This is a genomic window from Rariglobus hedericola (genome assembly GCF_007559335.1).
Lineage (GTDB): Bacteria > Verrucomicrobiota > Verrucomicrobiia > Opitutales > Opitutaceae > Rariglobus > Rariglobus hedericola.
In genome coordinates, this window is the sequence record NZ_VMBG01000001.1 from 2,407,781 (window position 1) to 2,428,641 (window position 20,861).

General features: G+C 60.3%; 12 protein-coding genes. 9 read left to right on the forward strand and 3 right to left on the reverse strand.

What is annotated here, in order from left to right:
* Positions 1-74 precede the first annotated feature (74 nt).
* The 3 genes from FPL22_RS10340 to FPL22_RS10350 all read right to left on the reverse strand — a co-directional run bounded on the left by FPL22_RS10340 (position 75) and on the right by FPL22_RS10350 (position 8,031).
* Complete coding sequence (locus FPL22_RS10340) at positions 75-3,065, reverse strand: beta strand repeat-containing protein (RefSeq protein ID WP_162525257.1); 2,991 nt, start codon at positions 3,063-3,065, stop codon at positions 75-77.
* 166 nt (positions 3,066-3,231) lie between these two features.
* Positions 3,232-6,336 (reverse strand): alpha-mannosidase, encoded by a 3,105-nt coding sequence (locus tag FPL22_RS10345; RefSeq protein ID WP_144230201.1) that lies wholly within the window; start codon positions 6,334-6,336, stop codon positions 3,232-3,234.
* A gap of 84 nt (positions 6,337-6,420) precedes the next feature.
* Positions 6,421-8,031, reverse strand: a complete 1,611-nt coding sequence (locus tag FPL22_RS10350; RefSeq protein WP_144230202.1) for a polysaccharide deacetylase family protein — start codon at positions 8,029-8,031, stop codon at positions 6,421-6,423.
* A gap of 309 nt (positions 8,032-8,340) precedes the next feature.
* On the opposite strand from FPL22_RS10350, the gene FPL22_RS10355 reads away from it, so the two are divergent.
* The 9 genes from FPL22_RS10355 (at position 8,341) to feoB (ending at position 20,848) form a co-directional block, all read left to right on the forward strand.
* Positions 8,341-11,763: a hypothetical protein gene (locus FPL22_RS10355; protein ID WP_144230203.1), complete on the forward strand. Its 3,423-nt coding sequence runs from the start codon at positions 8,341-8,343 to the stop codon at positions 11,761-11,763.
* An 11-nt stretch (positions 11,764-11,774) separates the two neighbouring features.
* Positions 11,775-12,476: a hypothetical protein gene (locus FPL22_RS10360; RefSeq protein ID WP_144230204.1), complete on the forward strand. Its 702-nt coding sequence runs from the start codon at positions 11,775-11,777 to the stop codon at positions 12,474-12,476.
* Positions 12,477-12,504: 28 nt separating this feature from the next.
* Entirely contained in the window at positions 12,505-13,215 is a 711-nt protein-coding gene (locus FPL22_RS10365) for a hypothetical protein (RefSeq protein WP_162525258.1), read from the forward strand.
* A gap of 36 nt (positions 13,216-13,251) precedes the next feature.
* Positions 13,252-14,241, forward strand: coding sequence for a hydroxyacid dehydrogenase (locus FPL22_RS10370; protein ID WP_144230206.1), 990 nt, complete (start codon positions 13,252-13,254; stop codon positions 14,239-14,241).
* A 216-nt stretch (positions 14,242-14,457) separates the two neighbouring features.
* The gene (locus tag FPL22_RS10375; RefSeq protein WP_162525259.1) at positions 14,458-16,374 is read left to right on the forward strand and encodes a family 16 glycosylhydrolase; all 1,917 of its coding nucleotides are present in this window, start codon (positions 14,458-14,460) and stop codon (positions 16,372-16,374) included.
* Positions 16,375-16,453: 79 nt separating this feature from the next.
* Positions 16,454-18,085 carry an MGH1-like glycoside hydrolase domain-containing protein gene (locus tag FPL22_RS10380; protein WP_144230208.1) on the forward strand — a complete coding sequence of 544 codons (1,632 nt, stop codon included), beginning with the start codon at positions 16,454-16,456 and terminating at the stop codon, positions 18,083-18,085.
* Between the two features lie 177 nt (positions 18,086-18,262).
* Positions 18,263-18,484 (forward strand): FeoA family protein, encoded by a 222-nt coding sequence (locus FPL22_RS10385; RefSeq protein ID WP_162525260.1) that lies wholly within the window; start codon positions 18,263-18,265, stop codon positions 18,482-18,484.
* 28 nt (positions 18,485-18,512) lie between these two features.
* Complete coding sequence (locus FPL22_RS10390) at positions 18,513-18,749, forward strand: FeoA family protein (RefSeq protein WP_144230210.1); 237 nt, start codon at positions 18,513-18,515, stop codon at positions 18,747-18,749.
* Positions 18,746-20,848 (forward strand): ferrous iron transport protein B, encoded by a 2,103-nt coding sequence (feoB, locus tag FPL22_RS10395; protein ID WP_144230211.1) that lies wholly within the window; start codon positions 18,746-18,748, stop codon positions 20,846-20,848. The genes FPL22_RS10390 and feoB overlap by 4 nt, the downstream gene beginning before the upstream one ends.
* Positions 20,849-20,861 lie beyond the last annotated feature (13 nt).

The window sequence follows — 20,861 nt, forward strand, 5'->3', positions numbered from 1 at the left end:
AAGCGCACAAAAAATGCCGGTGGATAAAATCCACCGGCATTGGGACTAACCAGATTTTTGTCGGTTACACGCTCTTAGTTGGACCGACGGCGACGAGTCGCGGCGGCCCCGAGGGCGAGAACGCCAAAGATGGCCGCGTAGGTGGACGGCTCGGGAACGGCGGAGACGGAGAGAATGCCGGCATTGATACCCGAAGTCGCGAAAGTGAAGTCGAGACCGTTGGCGGAGCCGGTCCAGATGCCCGAACCGTTATCGGTCAAAGAAGCGAGATAAGAACCCGTGAGGCTCACGCTGCTAAAATTGCCGGCCAGGGCGCCACCATTGGCGGAGAATAGCGTAAAGCTTTCGCCACCGGTGAGGGATGCGGTGATGTTCAGGCCCAAGGTGCCGGCAAACGTGAGCGTGCCCGTGGTGCTGATCATCGTGCCATAATTAACGCCAGCAAGGCCGGCCCCCGCGATACTGATCCGATTCGAACCATTCATCGTGAAGTTGGCTCCGCTTGCGAGAGTGCCGGAATCCACCGCAGTGCCGCCTGTATAGGTGTTGAGTCCGGAGAGGGTTTGCACGCCGTCACCAATCTTGGTAATGCCTACTTTGGCGGTGACGCCATCCTTGATAATGCCTGCAAAGAGGGCCGTGGCGTTGCCATCACCGAGGGTGAGGGTCGCGGTGCCGCTGCCGGCCGCATTGTTGGTCACAAAGACTTGGGGAGTCGATCCGCTGCCGTTCAGCGAAGTGCCTGTCCCGCTGACAAGTCCATTGATGGTTTCGTTATAGCCGTTGAGATCCAAAGTTCCTGTGCCCGTGGTTGAGCCTGAGAAAATGGTCACATTGCCTTTGCCGGCCCCATTGGTAATGACTTCGGATGCACCCAATTTTACGACAATCGCACCCGTATTGAACGTGGTGGTTGACGACGTGATTCCGGTGTGAATGGCCAAACCTCCGGTAAAGTCGTTGCCCGTGTTGGACAGCGTAACACTACCACCGGCGGCCGAATTGGTGGTCTGGGTGATTTCGAGACCGAAATTACCCGTGATCTTGCCGCTAATGGTGCCTGCGGCGTTGGTGGCTATACGAGTGTCCCCGAGCAGGGTGAGCGTGCCGTGCAAGTCGGCGGCGGCACTAAAACCGATCACGCCGGTAAAGTTGCTCAAGCCAGGTCCTATGCCGCCGACATTGAAGTTATTATTAAAAGTCCCGGAGGCACCCAGAATAGCCCCGCCGGAATAAAGCACATTCACATCCCCCGTGCCGAAAGCGTTTACATTCGCGGCATTCACCTTGCCGGAATTGATGTAGGTGCCGCCGGAATACGTATTGCTGCCGCTCAAGCTCATCACCTGGCCGCCCCCACTGCCGACGCCGTTTGCAACCAGACTAACCTTTCCGGTTCCATTATCTTGGATGGAGGATGAAATGCTGGGTGTGTTGGCTGCATGAATCACAATTTGTCCGTCTACATTGTCAGCGCCGCCTGCAGTCAAAATTCCCCCGCTGATGGTCTGGGCGGTGGTGCCGGTGAAAAGAATGCCGCCTTGGGCTCCCAGGCGCAGCGTATTGCCACTGCCAATACTTACCGTGTAGGCATTGCTGCCGTTCAACTGCAGGCTATTGATATCGGTGACACCGGATGCGGCCATGGTCGATGAGCCGGAAGCCGCCGTGGTGATGGCGACATTGGCGGCTGCATTGCTCGCTATGACTGTTCCGCTTGAAAGTGTGGTGTAGCCTGTAAAAGCAACGACGTTGCCGGTTCCCGTGCCGGCGCTGTTGGTCGCCCATGCCGTGCCGCCCACAGTGGCCCACCCGCCCAAGATACCATTGGTGTTACCCGTGGAGGTCGTGATTGCGCCCGAAGCCGGTAGAGTGAAATTAACCGCACCGCCGGCGTTGGCCGTGATCGCTCCCAGTGCGAGGGTCGCCGATCCGCCTGTTCCGCTCGTCACGGAGATGGCGTTGTTGCCCTGATTCAGTGTCAGGCCGTTAAACGTCTGTGTGTTGGTTGTGCTGGCCGCTCCAGTCACGCTCAGCGTGGCGGTGGGCAATGTCGCGTTAACATTTCCGCTGTTATGAATGGCGGTGGATGGACCGCCCAGAACCAGCTTGCTTGAGGAACTGATGATATTGCTGGTCGGGGCAACGCCGGACCCGAAGTTGAGCACCAGCGAGCCTTGATTAATATTGGTGTCCCCCGTATAGGTGTTGGCGCCTCCCAAGGTGAGACTGGACGCTCCTGTCTTAGTCAGGCTGTTGGTGCCGCCATTGTTGGCGATGATGCCGTTATAGGTCGTGGTGTTGGTGGTCGAGATCGTGCCGCCCGAACCAGCGTTTGCATCGCCCAAGGAGATGCCACGGTTCGCGCTGATCGCAATGTTACCCCTGCTTTGCAGCGTGCCTCCATTAAGAACGATGAGGCCGGGTGTCGCAACTCCAGGAGCCGGAAAGCCCAACTGGCTATCCCCGCTGATGGAAAGCGTGCCGCCATTTACAGTCAGCCCCGTATAACTACTCGTCGCATTGAGCGTCAAAAGTCCCGTGCCGGTTTTGGTCAGTCGGGCGCCGCCGGTGATGCCGCTAGAGAGTGTTAGTGAAGATAACGCAGGCCCGTTGATTTCCCCCACTTGAATGGTCTGATCTCCACTCAAAACCAAAGGTGCGCTGATGGTTTGCAGGAAAAGCGAAGTATTCTTGATGCCGATTCCCGTTCCACTGCTGGCAAGCGTCAGAATCTCAGAAGCCGATCGACCAATGGTGTAGCTCCCACCCGCTCTCAGACCAAAAACCAAGCCATTCGTATTGGAGCCGCCGACGGTGAGGCTGGTGATGTTATCCGAAAGCGATGATCCCGAGCTTCCAAATGAACCAAAAATCAACGTATCACCGTTTGCCGGCACTGCTGACGTGGACCAGTTGGAACCTACATTCCAAAGATTGGACGTGTTACCAAGCCACGTTACATCGGTGGCCGAGGCCTGTTGGGATAAAGCGGCGAGACTCAGTGCTGCGAGCGTGGCGAGGTATTTCGCGTGACGGACTTGGGGATTATGCGGGGCGTTCATTGAGATGAATAAATGTCTGAGAATGAGGGCTGGATATCGCCGCATGCTTAACAGGGAATGGGGTTGCGAACGGGGTGGAGGTAAAAAAGCGGAGCTATCGCTTTGTCGTCATTACTCTGTGGTGAATACCCTAGAATTAAAGCGCGGGGATATTCTTACATTAGAACTAACGTGCTTTATCGGCACGGAGGGTCTTTATCTCAAATGGATTGAAATGAATTACCTGATTTAGGCTTCGAGACGCTGCTGAATCCGTGGAAACAGGGGAAAGCGCGCGCTCCGTGAGATCGCATTCGGTCCACGTGACAGCGGCTACGGTGGCGGAGACGGTGACCGTGGACGCACGGTCCTCGACATTGATCAGGCGAAGAGCCCAACCATTGCCGTCGTCGGCGGGTTTGATGGCGGCGAGTTCGATCGCGGGTGAATCAATAGTGAAACCCGCCATGTTTATCGTATCCAAATTTGGTGACACGACACCCGATGACGCGGAATCGACAATCGCCAGCGGTGTGTTGAGGGCACGCGCCGCGGCGGTGAGTTTGGCGAGATCGGCCGGGCCGGCGTGCGGTTGCAGCGCGTAGGTGAACGTGTGCGCACCGAGGTCGCCGTAGATGGCTGCGGCGGACGTGTCGGCTTTGTCGTCTTTCCCGATGAGCGCGGCCCCCGGATGCGGGACGCTGCGGATCAGGTTCATGTCGATCGTGTGGCCTTTGATGCGGAAGCCGTATTTGCAGTCGTTCAAGAGCGCCACGCCATAGTCGGCTTGCGAGAGATCGACCCACTGCAATGCCGCGACTTCGATCTGCGCATGACGGTGCACGGTATCGTCGAGCGTGGAGCGGCGGATGGAGCCGAAGGGGATTTCGAAGCGGGCTTCGTCGGACTTGATCGCGACGGGGAAACGCACGCGCAACATGTGCGCCGGTTCCTGCCAATCCACCGTAGTCGCGAATACAATCGAATCTGCGCCGGCCAGCAAACGGAGCGTCTGCCGGATCTCGGAATTGCCGATTCGCCACACTTGCTCGAGCTGCGCGCAAGGGCCGTCCACGAGCGCGTGCGCTTCATGCAGCTGCGGACGGCTGACGGGCTGGCGCAGGTAGCCCCACACGTCTTTGTTCGCGTGGTCGGTCTGAAAATCCCAAGCATCGCCGGTGTCGGGAATGATCACGAGGTCGTTGCCAAATTCACCGGCGGCGAGGACCTCACGGTAGGCGCGTTTATCGAAGAGCGAGGTCATGCGACCTTCGGAGGAAAACTCCGCGCGCAGGAATTCGTTTTCGAGGAGATCGGCGCTGGCGCGCATTTGAGAGCTGAACGATGAGAGTGGAGAATCGGCAAGCACGGCGGTGCCCAGCGCGGGCACGGTGAGTGGGTGCCAGCAGCCGTCGATTTTCATCCATTCGTTGCGAGGCCACGAGAGCGAGTTGAACACGACGCGAGCACCCGTCGGCGCAACCCGCGAGGCAACCGCCTCGTAGTGCGTGCGAGTGAGCGAGGCGAGTTCGTCAAGGATGAGTGCGTAGCGGGCATTGCACTCGTCGTAAACGCGCTTGATCGACGAGCCCGGCAGGACGTCGTGAAATTGATAGAGGAGCACTTCCTTCCAGAGACGGTCCAGCGCTTCGGCCGGATAAGGCATACCGGCGTGCGTAGCGGCGAGATAAGCGGCCCATTCGGCTTCGCGCAGCGCGACTTCGGCCCGGCGGTTGTTGCGCTTGGTGAGCGATTGCGTGGTGAGCGTGCCTTGGTGACGCTCGAGGTAGAGCTCCCCTTTCCAGACTGGAAATTTGTCGGCGTCCTGGCTCCACGTTTTGAAAAATTTATCTCCGGATTCGATCTTCACCGCGGGCAAGCCGGGCAGACCGGGCGCGCGACGCAGGCGTTCCAGATGCTCGGCGTCGGGGCCGCCGCCGCCGTCGCCAATGCCGAAGACCATCAGCGCGTGATCCGAGACATCGCGTTCGAAGTAATTGGTCGCGATCTTGCGTAGCGAACGCGCGGCGGCGGGGCTATTGTAGGTTTCCTCGGGCAGCATGTGCGTGAGGATGCGGGTGCCGTCGATGCCCTCCCAGTGAAACGACTGGTGGCCGAAGCGGTTCACCACGTTCCACGACAACTTTTGTGTCATGAAATAATCGTGGCCGCTCTTTTTTAGGATCTGCGGAAGCTGTCCGTTGTAGCCGAAGACATCGGGCTCCCAGCAGTAGTTGGGAACGATGCCGAATTCATCGCGGAAGAATTTTGCTCCGATCAAAACCTGACGGACGAACGCCTCGCCCGAGGGCATGTTGCAATCGGGTTCCACCCAAAACGTGCCCTGCAAATCGATGCGCCCGGCGAGCACGGCGGCTTTGATTTTCACGTAGAGCTCAGGGTAGTGCTCTTTCATCCAGGCGAAGAGCTGCGGCTGGCTGCAGCCGAAAATGTATTCGGGGTAACGCTCGATGTTGTAGAGTGCGCTGGCGAAGGTCCGCGCGCCTTTTCGGATGGTTTCACGAACGGGCCAAAGCCACGCGAGGTCGAGGTGCGCGTGTCCGATGGCGTGGACTTGCAGGCGGTCTTTCTCGCTGGAATGAAACCAGGCACGCAGCGCGTCGCGGGCGGCTTGCACACTCGCGGCATCAGCACAATCGAGTGTGGCGGCAACCGCATCGAGGTCCGCTTGCAGGCGGGCGTGGAGTTCATCGCCGGCAGGTAGGTCGAGTTGGAAATCACGCAGGGTTTCCAAGTCGTAGTAGAGCTGGCGGACGTCTTCACGGCAGGTGGCGATCTCGGCGAGGACGATGCGACCTTCATCTTTGAGGAAGCCGAAGAGATCGTTGAAGGCGCAATCGGCCCAGAACTCCACGTGGTCGCCGTCGATCACGTCGGGTGGAAGTTGCCAGATGGTTTTCGCAGGACCCCCGAGACGTTCGTCGAAGGTGGATTTGACGTTCGTCAGGCCGCGCACGGGAACGCCGCTGGCATCGACGACACAGAGCTCGCCGTTGATATCGATGCGGGCGACCAGCGGTTGTTGCTCGAGGCCGGCGGGCAACGTCGCCGTAAACTTCATCCAGGCGCAATCGAAGAGCCGGCGGCCCCACGGTTCCCCCAAGGAGGGCGCGGATTTCTGCCCGCTCTCGCGCGCGGCGAAAGGGACCGGTTCCGCCGTCAACCAGGACGTGATGCCCAGCGCGGCAACCGGTGTGTAGATGGCGGCCTGCACCTTGAGGACGAGCTCCTCCAAAGGCGTGAGCGTGGGAACCGGCAACGTGACGGACATGGCGAGCGAGGGAGTGGTTGAATGGATCGGTCTTGCCGGCGCGGACGAGCTACGCCCTGCAAGCGGACGTAACGGCGTGCCCGATCAGGAAGTGGGAGTGAGGACGATTTCGGCAGAGCCCGGGAATGCGTTGTAGCGGGCGACTCCGGCGACGACCGGCACGGTCACGCGGGATGAGCCCTGCTGCACGGCAGCCTTCGCCCAGTCAGCCGGAACGCGGGTCGCGAGGGACAGCGGAAGGTCGTAAAGCGCGGGATCGGCTTGGGTCGTCAGGGAAATCTGGATACGCTTCGGCGTGGAGGAGACTTCCTTGGCGACGGCGGTGGTGCGCGCGGTGAGATACTTGTGGTAGGCGAGCGGATCGGTGAGCCAGAGCTGGTCGCGGTTGGCGTCGAGCTTGTCGAGAACTGCGTTGAAGTAGTCCATCGGGGTGACCAGCCAGTCGCCGCCGACGCCGTGAAACACGAGGCTCTTCATCTCGCCGGACTTGATGGCAAGGTCCACCAACTGGTTCATCTCGGGGATGGTTTTATACTGGAACGGAGGGCCGGTGAACGGAGGGCGCTCGATCATGTGATTCTTGGCGAGCACGGCTTTGATCTGCTCCTCGGTGATACCCCATTTTTCCTTGGCTACGCCGGGGCGTCCGAAGGAAATGAGGCGGGGAGTTTTACGGTCGGGATAGAGCTGGTTGAGGACCTCGTTGGTCTTGACGATTTCCTCGTCGAAGATCTCGGGCGTGAGGGCGCCGTTGTGAGTAAAGGTGTGATTGGCGAGTTCGATGCCGGGAAGGTTGGCGACCTTTTCCCACTGGGCCTGGAAGGCCTTGTAGGGACCGTTGCCGGGGTTGATGTAGAACGTTCCGGGGATGCTGCGTTTAGTGAGTTCGGGGATGACGTTACGCAGCTGGCTCGAAGCGCTGTCGTCGAACTGGATCATGAAGACGGCGCGCTTGCCGTCTTTCCATTTCAGGACGCGCGTGCCGGTGATCGTCTCCTCGGGAGGAGCCGGGGTTTTGAGCGAGGGCTGGGCAACCGTCACTGCGGCGGGCGTTGAAGCTGCGGGGACACCGGTGACGGTCGCGGCGGTGATTTCGATTTGCAGCGTGAGCGTGGAGGCATCGGGCGTGACCGGCAGGAAGACGTGCCACTGGAAGATATTGTTATTCCACTCACGGTTGTCGTTCACTTGCTGATAGCAAAACACCGGCACATGCACGGTGGTCCGGGCACCCGTGGGACCAAAAAGCGAGAACTCGGTGGCTCCACCCTTGTGAAGAAACGGCGAGGCCGGTTTGTCCTGCGGGAAAAGCGTGACCGCACCCGTGCCCACCTGCCACTTGCCGACGCCCGTGTATTCGGCGCCGATGTTCATGACGGCGTGAAGGTGCTTCGTGCCGGCGGGCATCGCTGCGAGATCAAAGGTGACCGAGCCGTCCGCGAGCTTTACGCCCACTTGGCCGCCACCCTCGTAGTTCACCACGGCTGTCGCGCCGGTCACAGTGGCCGCGGAGACCTTGGCCTCCTTGCGGGCCTCGTTCATGACGAGCGGATATTTCAGAGTGATAGGCGCATCGACACCGTTATCGATCACCACGCCCTCGGGACTGAGTGACAACGGCGACTTGCCGGTGGCGGCAAAAACCTGCGCACCGAGAAAGAGCGCGGCGAAAAATACAGGGAGTTTGAGAGACATGACTATGCTCGTTAGGGGTTAAGCGGGGGCCAAAGAAACACCGCTTTCGTGCAGCCTGCGCAGCACGAGGTCAACGAACAGCCAAGTCTATCAGTTGAATGACGTGCCGAGAACATCTTGCAGGTCTGACGCGGGCCATTCACCGGCGAAACACCGGTCTATTCGATTGATAGAATTGTCCACCCGTTGACCCATGGAAAACGAAGCACAAAGACTGGTATCCGTAACACCCCTACCGCGCTCCGCCGTTTTCAGATATCGAGCCGTATCATTCGTCCGCCCCCTTTCCCCTACCCCTGCTTTCCGTCCATGTCCATCCACTCACCACGAGCGGCGAAAAATGATCGAGGCTTTGCCCTGCTGATCACGATCACCCTGCTGGCCTTTTTGGTCCTGCTACTCGTATCCCTGGCTTCACTCACCCGCGTAGAAACCCAGGTTGCGGCCAACAGCCAGCAGCTTTCCCTGGCTCGCCAGAACGCCCTCCTCGCGATGAACGTCGCGCTGGGCCGCTTGCAGCAACTCGCCGGCCCAGACCAACGCGTAAGCGCCACCGCGGATCTGGTCGCCGGTCGCCAGGACGCCAAGAAAAACTGGACGGGCATCTGGGATACCCGCACCGCGACCAATGGAGTCCAGATGGGTTGGCTGGTCTCGGGAACCGCAACGACGGGCCCCACTGGCGTCACGAATGCGCTTTCCGCGGCCACGGGAAACAGTCTCGTTGATCTCGCCGCCGCCAATAGCACGGGTGACACCACGGTAAGCGCAAACTGGGTCCGGGTGGAAACCGAGCCGGTTAAAATCAAAGGCGCACCCGGTTTTGATCCCACGACCGAAGTCCAAATCGGCAACTATGCCTATTGGGTGGGCGATGAAGGCGTTAAAGCGAAGGTTTCGCTTACCGATCCGTGGGAGAACCCGAGTGACGAGATTAAGAACGCCACGGGCGCCAGCAATGCCAACGCCGCCGCCTACCGGTTTCTTGGCGCACAGCGCACCGGCGTTGAGGGTGTGGGTAAAAACGCCGCAGACGACCACGTAGGCAGCGCGTATCCCTTCGACCCCACGGTCAACCCCACGGTTTATCAAGCGTTCAAGGCCACCCTGCCCAACGTGCTTTCAACCCGCCAGCTTCCCCTGGCCAACACCGCAGGCGCGACAGATCTGAGCAGCGCGATCAGGTTTCGCTTTCATGATCTGACGGCAGCGTCGCTGTCGGTGATGACCAACGTGACCGACGGAGGTCTTAAGAAGGATCTCACCTCGTGGCTCTCCAAACCCGACGGCCCTTCCAATCCCCCGCGCGATACGGACTACATTGCCAACGCCGCCACCTATATGCCGCGCTGGAGCCAGATCCGCTCGTATGCGGGCATCGTTGCCGACGGCACACCTAAGGACCCCATTCGCCAGGACGCAGAAGCCCTGCCGACCACGTCCGTCACCCTGCCTCTCGCCGCACCGAAGCAGGGAATTTATCCCGTCATCACGTATGCGCGTATAGGATACAATGTCTCGTGCGAAGGCCTGGACAAACCCATCGCGTTTCATCTCTTCCCCGTCGTCACGTTGTGGAACCCGCACAACGTCCCGATCGCCGCCCACGACTTCGAAATGCGCTGGGACGACCAGGATGCTTATAACGCCATCGTCGTCGGCAAACTAACCGCGACTGAAACCACTCAACGCACCGCTTCCTATGACAAGTGGCACCTGACCTACTCGGACGCTTTTGCCACCGCCTATCTGGCCTACTCAACCGTGACCGCGGCCGGAGTTCCGGTGCCTCCAACCAAGGCGCCTCTGAGATTCAAACTGAGAGCCCCGCAAATCGAGGCGGGACAGAGCCTCGTGTTCACCTTGAAGGATCCCTCGGCCGGTGCGGCCGACGAATACCAGGTGGTATCCAACAAAGCCCTCAACATCCTGGAACCCTACGGCCCCAACCAGTCCGACAACTCCGTGGTGATGTATGGTCCCACCATGACGGCCGCCGATCTCACCGATCGCTACTTCATGAGCAATACCGGCGGACAGCAGCAGCTATCACTTCGCGACTATGCCGATCCCACCATCGTTTATCATTGGATTCAAAACCCCAATTCCCTGGTTCGCTTTCCCCACAGCCCGATCAACGCATCGTTCCTCATCGCCAACCCGAATACGGTCACGGGCCCGCTGATCTATGTCCGCGCGTCCATGAGCCAGTCGCAGGGTCAGAGCGGCGACCTGACAAATCCCTCCAGCTGGTTTGCAGTCAACTCTCGCTGGCTCGCGCTCTTTAATCCCATCGCACCCCACGCCCTGCGCCTGGCGGGAGGAAAGACCAATTCATTTTCCTTCGGCATGGACACCCAGGGCGTCACTAGTCCGGGCCCCTCCTTTGGCAACGGCAACCGCGCCTCCATCGGACCGAATGCCGATGTATCCGCTCCGGCCAGTGACCTTATTATCCACGAATTCCTCAAGCCCGGCACGCCGCTCTTTTCCCTCGCGCAACTTCAACACGTCAACATCTCGCAGATGAACCTGTATCCCGCTTACGCCATCGGGAACTCGCTGGCTTCGGTTTACGTTCCTCGCGACAAAACGGTTTACGCAGTGGGATCCGGGCCCGCCGGCACCGTCTCGCCCCAGCAGCTACCCTTCAGAAATCTTACCCAGATTTACGATCTCTCCTACGTGTTGAACCGCACGCTGTGGGACAAATATTTTTTCTCCACCGTGCCGACGTCGCTGACGGCGACCACGCAGGTCACGACCGATTATAAACTGCCCAATGCGCGGTATGTTTTTAACTGGAAGAACAATTCGCCGACGCCGACCACGACCGAGCTCGCCGAACTCAAGACCACGGATGCCGCCGCCGCCCACCTGCTCATCAACGGCGGGTTCAACGTGAACTCGACCTCCGTGCAGGCCTGGCGCGCCCTGCTCTACAGCCGCAACAGCATCGTGACCGATCCGGCCGACGCCACTTACAAACATCCGCTTTCTCGTTACGCGGACCCGGCCGCAGGCATTAGCAATTCCACTCCGTGGCAGGGATATCGCGTCCTTTCCGACGCGCAGATCGACAACCTCGCCGTCAAAATCGTCGAGCAGGTCAAACTCCGCGGCCCCTTCCTCTCGCTGGCGGATTTCGTTAACCGGAAAATTCCTGCTCTCGGCGATATCACCAATCCCACCGGTCTCAAAGGCGCGCTTCAGGCCGCCATTGATGCAGTCGATGCCGACTCGGTGATCCTCGCCAGCAACCGCATCAATGCCCGCTCGCCCTTTACAGATAGAAACACCACCAGCGGCATCGACACGGGAATCTCCATCCTCCCCGCGGCCGGTAACGCCATACCCAAAGCGGCCGACACCGATGTGATCCGCGCGCACTGGATCGGCGACGATACGGATGCCAACGCCAACAAAGCCCACACATCGCGCGCCGCCTTCGCCCCCGGGTATCTCTCGCAGGCCGACCTGCTCATGTCGCTCGGCCCGGTGCTTACGCCACGCTCTGACACCTTCACCATCCGCGCTTACGGCGACGTGCAAAACCCCGCCACCAACGCCATCGAAGGACGCGCCTGGTGCGAAGCCGTGGTGCAACGCCTGCCCGACTACATGGAAACCCAGGATGCCTGGACCCTCCCCACGACGGGAACCAACAACGATAAATTCGGCCGCCGGTTCCGCATCGTCTCGTTCCGCTGGCTTACGTCCAACGACATTTAATTTCTCTGCCGATGAAACTCTCTTCTGTTATTTTTTACCTCGGTTTGGTTTCAGCCCTGCTGACACCAGCCCGCGCCCTCGATCTCCGCTTCATCAACTGGGACGGCGAAGATGGCGGGCTCAAATACACCAACAAGGGCAAGACTGTGACCATCCACGCGGCGGAAAGCTCTTTTTCGCCGGTCTATAAATTCGAAGGAGCGGGCCCGCTGGTTCTCTTCAAAGAAGTCATGATCGAGGGGAAGATCGTGCGGCAGACCGCAGCCACGCTCGCGGTGCCCGCAGGCTTGACGCACGCGATCGTCGTGGTGGCCGCGACCGATGCGGAGCTGACCACCTACGCCGGCATGTGGATCGACGACTCACCCGTCACCCGTCCCGCCGGCACGATCCGTCTGGTTAATTTTTCGAGCCACTCAGTCGCCTTTAAAATCGATACCTCCGAATTCACGATCGCACCGACCAGCACCGAACAAGTGCCCGTCAAAACCAATGTGCGCCGTATCCTGATGCAGGCCGCAACCCAGGTTGAAGGCAAATGGAAGGTCGTCGCCAACAACCCGCTGCCCGTGCGCTCCGGACTTCGGCTTCTGCTGCTCATGCGCGACGGCCGCCCGATGGAAGGCAGCGAGCCGAACGTGGTCGATCTGCTCTCGTTTTATGATCAGCCGCCCGCGATCCCCGAAAACGGCGTGGCCGGCGTAACCAGGTAATGATCACGCGATGAATTTTCCTCTACTCATGAACAACGCCCACCGGCTCCCGCGACTGATCGCCTTCACGTTGATGACGCTGTCTCCGCTGCTCTCGCTGCACGCGATGGAACTGCGTTTTCTCAATGTGGAAGGTCAGGAGCACTCGCTCAAGTTCACGAATAAAGGAGAGACCGTCGCCATCACCGCCGACGAGAACACACTCTCACCCGCGTATCAATTCGACGACACGGCCCCGTTGGTGCTCTTCAAAGAAGTAGTGAAGGAGGGGAAGACCGTGCGCGTAACCGCCGCCACGCTCGCAGTGCCCGCCGAACTCACCCATGCGCTCATCATCCTGAGCGCGAGCGACAAGGCGTTGACCACGTATTCCGGAGTCTGGATCGACGACTCACCGGTAACGCGTCCCGCCGGCACGATCCTGCTGCTTAACCGCTCGCGCTATTCCCTCTCGTTCAAATTGGACGCCGAGGAATTCACGCTCGAATCCAAGGGCGTCCATCAAATGCCTTTTTCGCAGGACATAAACCGCATCGTGGTGCAGGCGGACGCGAAAATCGCCGACAAGTGGGAACGTATTTTCGGCAACCCCCTGCCCGTGCGCGCGGGTGTGCGCGTGCTGCTGTTGCTGCGCGACGGACGCCCGCAGATCGGCAGTAAAACCAATCTGGTGGACATGCTCTCGTTTTACGACCGCCCGCCCGTTCAACCCGAGGCCCCGCACTCCTCGACTCAATAATTTTCCTTTCGGCACCTAGTAATCCGCCGCGTTCGCATGAAATCCATCTTCCTCCTCAACGATCCGAGCTATCCGCTGATTTATCCGAATCCACTTCCCGACGAAATCGGGCGGCGCACGGATTTGATCGGGCCGGTGCTGAGTGCCGCCAACTGGCGCACCGCCAGCGCCGAGGCACGCCAGGCCGAAGCGATTTTTTCCGGTTGGGGCATGGCGAAAATGGACGAGGAGTTCCTCGATTTTTTCCCGAATCTGAAAATCGTTTTTTATGGCGCCGGCACGATCCGCAGTTTCGCCACCGAAGCCATGTGGGCGCGCGGTATCCGCGTCACCACTTCGGCTCGGGCCAATGCCGAGAGCGTTTCCGAGTTTTCGCTCGCGCAGATTCTCCTGAGCTTAAAACGCGCGTGGTCACAAGCGCTGGCTTTCCGCGAAAAACGCACTGATCCGTTTACGCAGCCCGCGCCGGGAAATGTGGGTTCGACCGTGGGCTTGATTTCACTCGGCGTCATCGGACGCTTGGTTGCGGAACGCCTTCGCTCCTACCAGCACGAGGTCATTGCCTACGATCCGTTCATCGATCCCGAGCTCGCCGCCGAACTGAACGTCAAGCTGGTCTCGCTCGAAGAAGTCTTTGAACGATCCGATGTGGTGAGCTGCCACACACCCCTGCTCGATGCGACGCGCGGCATGTTGCAGCGCCAGCATTTCGTCGCCATGAAACGAGGCGCTTCGTTCATCAACACCGCGCGTGGCGGCGTCGTGGATGAAGACGCCATGTGTGAAGTGCTCGCGCATCGCACCGATCTGTTTGCATTGCTCGATGTGACAGTGCTCGACGAGCCGCGGCCTGATTCATTGCTGCGCACCTTGCCCAACGTCCTGATCACGCCGCACATTGCCGGCTGCTTGGGACCGGAATGCCGTCGCATGGGCCAGCTGATGGTGGACGAACTCGACCTGTATCTGGCCGGCCGTCCCTTGCGCTACGAATTGGATCAGGCACGCGCCGCAATCACCGCCTGAGGCCGGTGCAAAAGACCGGAACGAACCCGAGGATTCGTTCCGGTTCGGACGTAAAATCAACGTCAATGGAACGGAGTTCTATTATGAGAATTTTGCGCGGGTTGTTGTTTTAAAACAACGGCGCAGAAGTGCGCATGAGAGACGGGATTCTTCCGTCTTTAACCCCTCAGAAACCCCATGAAAGTAGCACGAACACCCCATCGTGCCGTCCTCGGGATGGCACTGTCTGCACTCGGTAGTCTGTTGGTCTCGGCCCCTCGCGCCCACGCGGCTCCTCCGCCCGGTTATACGCTGGTCTGGTCGGACGAATTCGACGGCTCGACGCTTGATCCGCAGTATTGGAACCACACGTATCCCGGTAATTACCGCGATGCATTCAACACGTCGGACGCGACCACGGTGGCCGGCGGCAACCTGACGATCACCACCTACACGGAGGGCGGCGTTCACTACACCGACCACCTCGACACGAAAAACAAATATCAGCCGAAATACGGTTACATGGAGGCGCGTATCCTGTTTTCGAATGCACCGGGCAACTGGTCGGCATTCTGGATGTTTGCCTCCACGGTCGGTGCGGCCGGCGATCCGCGTCTGGCGGGCGTCGAGCTCGATATCGTCGAGCACCGCGACTCCGACTGGGTTGGCACCGATATCTCGGGCAAGGTAAACTCCACGCTTCACTGGGATGGTTACGGCGCGAATCACAAATCCGTCACCGGTGGCCTGCAAGGCACGGGGCTCGGCGGCAGTTTTCATCTCTACGCGATGGAGTGGACGCCCACCTATCAGAAGTTCTTCGTCGATGGCGTGAACACGTTCACGGTCTACAACTCGGCCGCGACCAATCCCACGCCGCCCGAGGCGCCGATCTCGCAACGCAGTCAGTTCTTCATGTTGAGCAGCGAAGTGCTGAACAATAACTGGGCCGGCGTCATTCCCGCCGGCGGCTTCGGGTCCAAGGCCACCAGCGATTCGCAGATGATCGTGGACTACGTGCGGGTCTACCAAACCGCACCGGTCACACCAGCGGTTCCCTCGGGACTCGCGGTGGCCAACGTCAACCACCGAGCGATCACGCTCTCGTGGAACATGGTCGACAACGCCCCGTATTATAACGTGAAGCGCTCGCTCACCAGCGGCGGCCCCTACACCACGATCGCGACGACCGGTAAGGGTTACACGGATACAGATGTTATTCCGGACACTACTTACTACTACGTGGTGTCGGCGGTGAACGGTCCCTCACAAAGCGCCAACACCGCCCAGGTCAGTGCCGCGCCGCTGCCCGGCGATACGCACAACGGACTCTGGTCGGCGCAGATGGCGGTGAGCGGCACAGCCAGTTATTATGCAATCCGTCAAACGGTCTCCGTGACGGGCAACACCGCCTATTCGGCCGGCATTTGGGCGAAGGGCACCGGCCGCATCCGCTTTGGCGTGCGCCAGCTCGACGGCACGTTTCTCGCGAGCCAGTTCATCACCGCGGGAACGGCATGGACGTATTACCCAGCGACCTTCAACTCGGGAGCGAATACGCAGGTCACGTATTACATCGACGACTCGTCGACCACGGCCGGCACCGTTCTCATTGACGACGGATTTCTTGGGTTATCCGGCGGCACCAACCTCCTCGCCAATCCCGGCTTCGAATCCGGCAACACCGGCTGGACCATTTATCAGCCGACAGGATGGAAAATCCTTCACGCGGCAAACGTGCACAGCGGCACCGGTTCGTCGCGCGGCATCTTTAGCGGCACGGCGAGCTACGGCAACGTGCGCCAACTCGTGAACGTGACGGCGAGCACCGCGTATCAGGCGGGCTTCTGGATCAAGGGCGCCGGTCGCGTGCGCTTCATGATCCGTCAAGGCGCCAGCGGCTCCGCGCTCGCCAGCCAGTTCATCACCGCGACGCCGGCCTGGACCTACTACACGGTGCCGTTCAACTCCGGCGCCAACACCCAGGTGACGTTCTATGTGGACGACTCTTCGGGCACGGCGGGCACGGCTTACATTGATGACGGATTCCTTGGCGTGTCGGGCGGCGCCAACTTGCTCGCCAACCCCGGCTTCGAAACCGGCGCGAACGGATGGTCCGTTTCGTCCTCCGTGTGGAAGCCCGATCAATACTGAGAACCGCCTTCACGTCTTACGTCGGCTCGCGCGCGCACCGTGAACCCGGTGCGCGCGTTTCCCTGAAAAAATTTAAACCATGTCCTCCTCAAACTCCGGTCCGTCCAGCGCACCCGCAATTCCATCGACGATCCCCTGCGAATCACGCGGACGTTATTTCTCAAAAAAAATCCCCGATGCCCGCCCGTTGCCGGCGTTTTCCGATCTGCGCGCACAGCTGCCGTCGCCGATCCTGGACGCGCACCCGCAATGGATCGCGATGTATTGGAAGGCGTGGGAGCTGGCCTTCCGCAATTTCAACCAGCCCGCGCCGGGCAGCGGCTTCGTTTCCCAGTTCATCGACGCGGCTTTCAACGAGAACATTTTCCTCTGGGATACCTGCTTCATGACGATGTTCTGCAACGTCGCGCATCCGCTCGTTCCCGGCATTCAATCCTTGGATAACTTTTATGCGCGCCAGCACGACGACGGCGAAATCAGCCGCGAGATCGTGCGAGCCACCGGCGCGGATTACGGCGCGTGGGTTAACCGCGAGAATGAGCCGTTCTACAGCGCGCACGGATGGGAGGTCCCCTCGCTTCGTCGCTCTCCGGTCGTTTACATCGGGCGGGATGCGCCGCAACCCGTGCCGCGCCTCACCCTCGACGCCTTGAACAATCCGTTGTGCGCGTGGGCCGAGCTGGAAAGCCACCGTTTCACCGGCGACACGTCGCGCCTCGCGTTGGTTTACCCTGCGCTCGAACGATATTACCGCGCGTTGCAGCACTATCTGCGTCAGGGCAACAGCCTCTATCTCACCGATTGGGCGAGCATGGACAACTCTCCTCGCAACCGCTTTCTGTCCGGCGGTGGTTGCGCCGTGGATACATCGGCCCAGATGGTTCTCTTCGCCCGCAACCTGGCGGAGATCGCCGGGCTGACCGGCAACGTCGCCGCGCAGAATTCCTTCAACATGGAAGCGGACCAGCTCGGCGCCTTGATCAACACGTTGCTGTGGGATGGGGAGCGCCAATTCTATTTCGACCTGCAGGCAGATGGCTCACGGTCCCCGGTGAAAACTGTCGCCGCGTTCTGGACACTGATCGCCGGCGTCGCCGACAGCGGTCAAGTGGATGCCCTTTGCGCCGAGTTGGAAAATCCAGCGACGTTTGGCCGTCATCACCGCGTCCCCACGCTCGCCGCCGATCAAGCGGGCTTCAATCCCGCCGGCGGTTATTGGTGCGGCGCCGTGTGGGCACCGACTACGACGATGGTGATCCGCGGACTCGAACAGTGCGGACGGCATGAACTGGCGCGTGCCATCGCACTGGAGGACATTGAGGTCACCGGTCGCGTGTTCGCCGCCACCGGCACGCTGTGGGAAAACTACTCGCCTGACAGTGATGCTCCCGGAAAACCCGCGCAGCCTGACTTCGTGGGATGGACCGGGATCGGTCCGATCAAGCACCTGCTCGAACACGCCATCGGCCTGAAACCCGACGCTGCTACCAATAGCCTGACGTGGGACCTGCAGGCTGCCTCACGACAAGGCTGCGAACGCTACCGCTTCAACGGCGGAGTGCTCTCGTTGATCGCCGAGCCGGCCTCGCGCCCTTCCGAAAGTGGCACGGTCACCGTCACCACGGATCGCGGGTTCACGCTGCATTTACGGCGCAACGGAGAATCCACTGTCCACGTCCTCGCGACCGGCACGCACTCGTTCTGTTTCTAATCCGCGGCTGCCTCAGCTCGGGATACGCGTTTAACGGTTCTCGCAGGGGATCAGATAGTTTCTTGCGATAACCAACTGCACCCCCGCGTAAATCCACCTGCGCGTTGACAGTGAAACTGAGTCTCAATCATATCACTGCTCTTTATGGAGATTGATCCGCGACTTCAGCGTCCGCGCATGGCCCTCACCGAACTTCCCGCCGGTGCGGCCGGCCGGGTCTGCTCGCTAAACGGCGAGGCCGAGGTCTGCCAGCGCTTGCGCGAGATGGGCTTCTGTGAATCCGCGATCATCGAAAAAATCTCCGGACGCAGCACCCTCCTTTGCCAGATCTGCGGCATGCGCGTCGCGCTCGGTGAAGGTGTCGCGAAGTTCATCATGGTTGAACTGATCCGCGGCTGATCCCGCCCGCACCCCGACTTTATTTTTCATGGCCGAATTGATCACGCTTTCCTCACTCGCCGTCGGCGCCAGCGCCGTGTTGCGCGAGTTTCCCAAGCAGGGCGTCGCCTTCCTCCGCTTGCGCGAGATGGGCATGCTGCCCGGCACCACCGTCACACTCGTGCGCACCGCACCGCTCGGTGATCCGATCGAGATCAAGGTCCGCGGCTACAACCTCACCTTGCGCAAATCCGAGGCCGACCACGTCAAGGTGGAGCTGACATGAGCACCGCCGCCAAATCCCCCGTCTACGCGCTCGTTGGTAATCCCAACTGCGGTAAATCCACGCTCTTCAACGCCCTCACCGGCCTGAAGCAGAAGGTCGGCAACTACCCCGGCGTCACCGTCGAACGCAAAATCGGCACAGCCTTCACGCAGCACGGCCAGCCACTCACGCTGATCGATCTGCCCGGCACTTATTCGCTCGCCGCGCGTTCGCCCGACGAGGCCGTGACCCGCGACGTGCTCCTGGGCCGCCGCACCGACACCGCGATGCCCGACCGCATCATCTGCGTCGTCGATGCCACCAACCTCGAGCGCAACCTTTACCTCGTTCACCAGATCCTCGATCTCGGCCGGCCGGTAATTCTTGTGCTCAACATGATGGACGTCGCCGAAGAGGCGGGCCTCAAGATCCACACTTCGCGGCTCGAGCACACGCTCGGCATTCCGGTGATCGCCTGCGCCGCCTCCAGCGGCCGCGGTTTGATCGAGTTGAAGCTGGCCATGAGCCGCCCCGATCTCCCGCTCTCGCGCCATGCGTGGGATGTTCCCGCCGCCATCGCGCCGGCCGTATCCGAGCTGCAAGCCTCTCTTCAGGACAGCGACAAGAAACAACCGCTCATCGCCCGCGCCGAGGCGTTATTGCTGCTCACCGACCAGGACAGCGTGCGCGTCGCCGGCTCGACCCCGCTCTCCCCGCGCACTCAGGAAATCCTCGGCTCGTGGGAAAAACGCTGGGCCGCCGACGGCACCGATTGGGCCGCCGCACTCGTCAACGCCCGCTACGATAACATCGGCCGGCTCACCGCCGACATCGTCGGCGCCTCCTCCGCTCCCGCCGGTCCGAGCACGAGCGATCGCATTGATGCGTGGGTCACGCATCCCGTGTGGGGTTGGTGCATCTTCGGCGTGCTCATGGGTGTGATGTTCCTGAGCATATTTATCTTGGCGAGTTATCCGATGGACATGATCGACGGCTGGATGAGCAGCTTGTCCGGATGGGTCACCGATCATATGGCCGAGGGTGATTTGCGCGACCTGATCACTGAAGGCGCCATAGCGGGAGTTACCGGCGTGATCATTTTCCTGCCGCAGATTCTGATTCTGTTTCTCTTCATCGGCCTGCTCGAAAGCACCGGCTACATGGCGCGCGCCGCCTTCATCATGGACCGCTTGATGAGCAAGGTCGGCCTCAACGGCCGCAGCTTCATCCCGCTCCTCGGTTCTTATGCCTGCGCGATTCCCGGCATCATGGCCGCCCGCACCATCGAACAACCCAAGGACCGTCTCGTGACGATCCTCGTCGCTCCGTTTATGAGCTGCTCGGCTCGTCTGCCGGTTTATTTGCTGCTCATCGCCGCGCTCGTGCCTAACGAACAAGTCCCCGTCGGCCTAAAGGTAGGCATCATGCTGCTCATGTATGCTCTCGGCACCTTCGGGGCATTTGGCTTCGCGTGGTTGTTCAAGAAAACCCTGCTCCGCGGCGCACCTCCGCTGATGATCATGGAGCTGCCTCCATATCGTCTGCCCAAGGGACGCGATGTTGCGCTTCAGATGGTCGAACGCGGCGGTGTGTTTGTGAAACGCGCAGGCACCATCATCCTCGGTCTTTCCATAGTGCTTTGGTTTCTTGTGACTTATCCGAAATCGCCCGAAGGCACATCCAAGCAAGAATCGCTCGCGCATAGTTACGCCGGCACCGCCGGCCATGCGCTCGAACCGGCGATTGCACCGCTCGGTTTCGAGTGGCGTATCGGCATTGGATTAATCCAGTCCTTTGCCGCCCGCGAAGTGTTCAACAGCTCGATGAGCGTGATCTTCGCGGTCGAGCAGACCGATGATGAGGATGCGGATCGCGGGCATCTCCGCGATGCCTTGCGCGCGGCCGAACGCCCCGACGGCACCAAGCTGTTCACGCCGTTGATCTGTTTGAACCTGATGGTGTTTTACGTATTCGCCATGCAGTGCATCAGCACGATCGCCGTGGTGAAGCGCGAAACCAACTCGTGGAAATGGCCGCTCTTCCAGCTCGGCTATATGACCGGCTTCGCGTGGTTTATCTGTCTGGTGATCTACCAAGTGGGCCACGCGTTGGGCTATTGAGCGATTCGGGTGT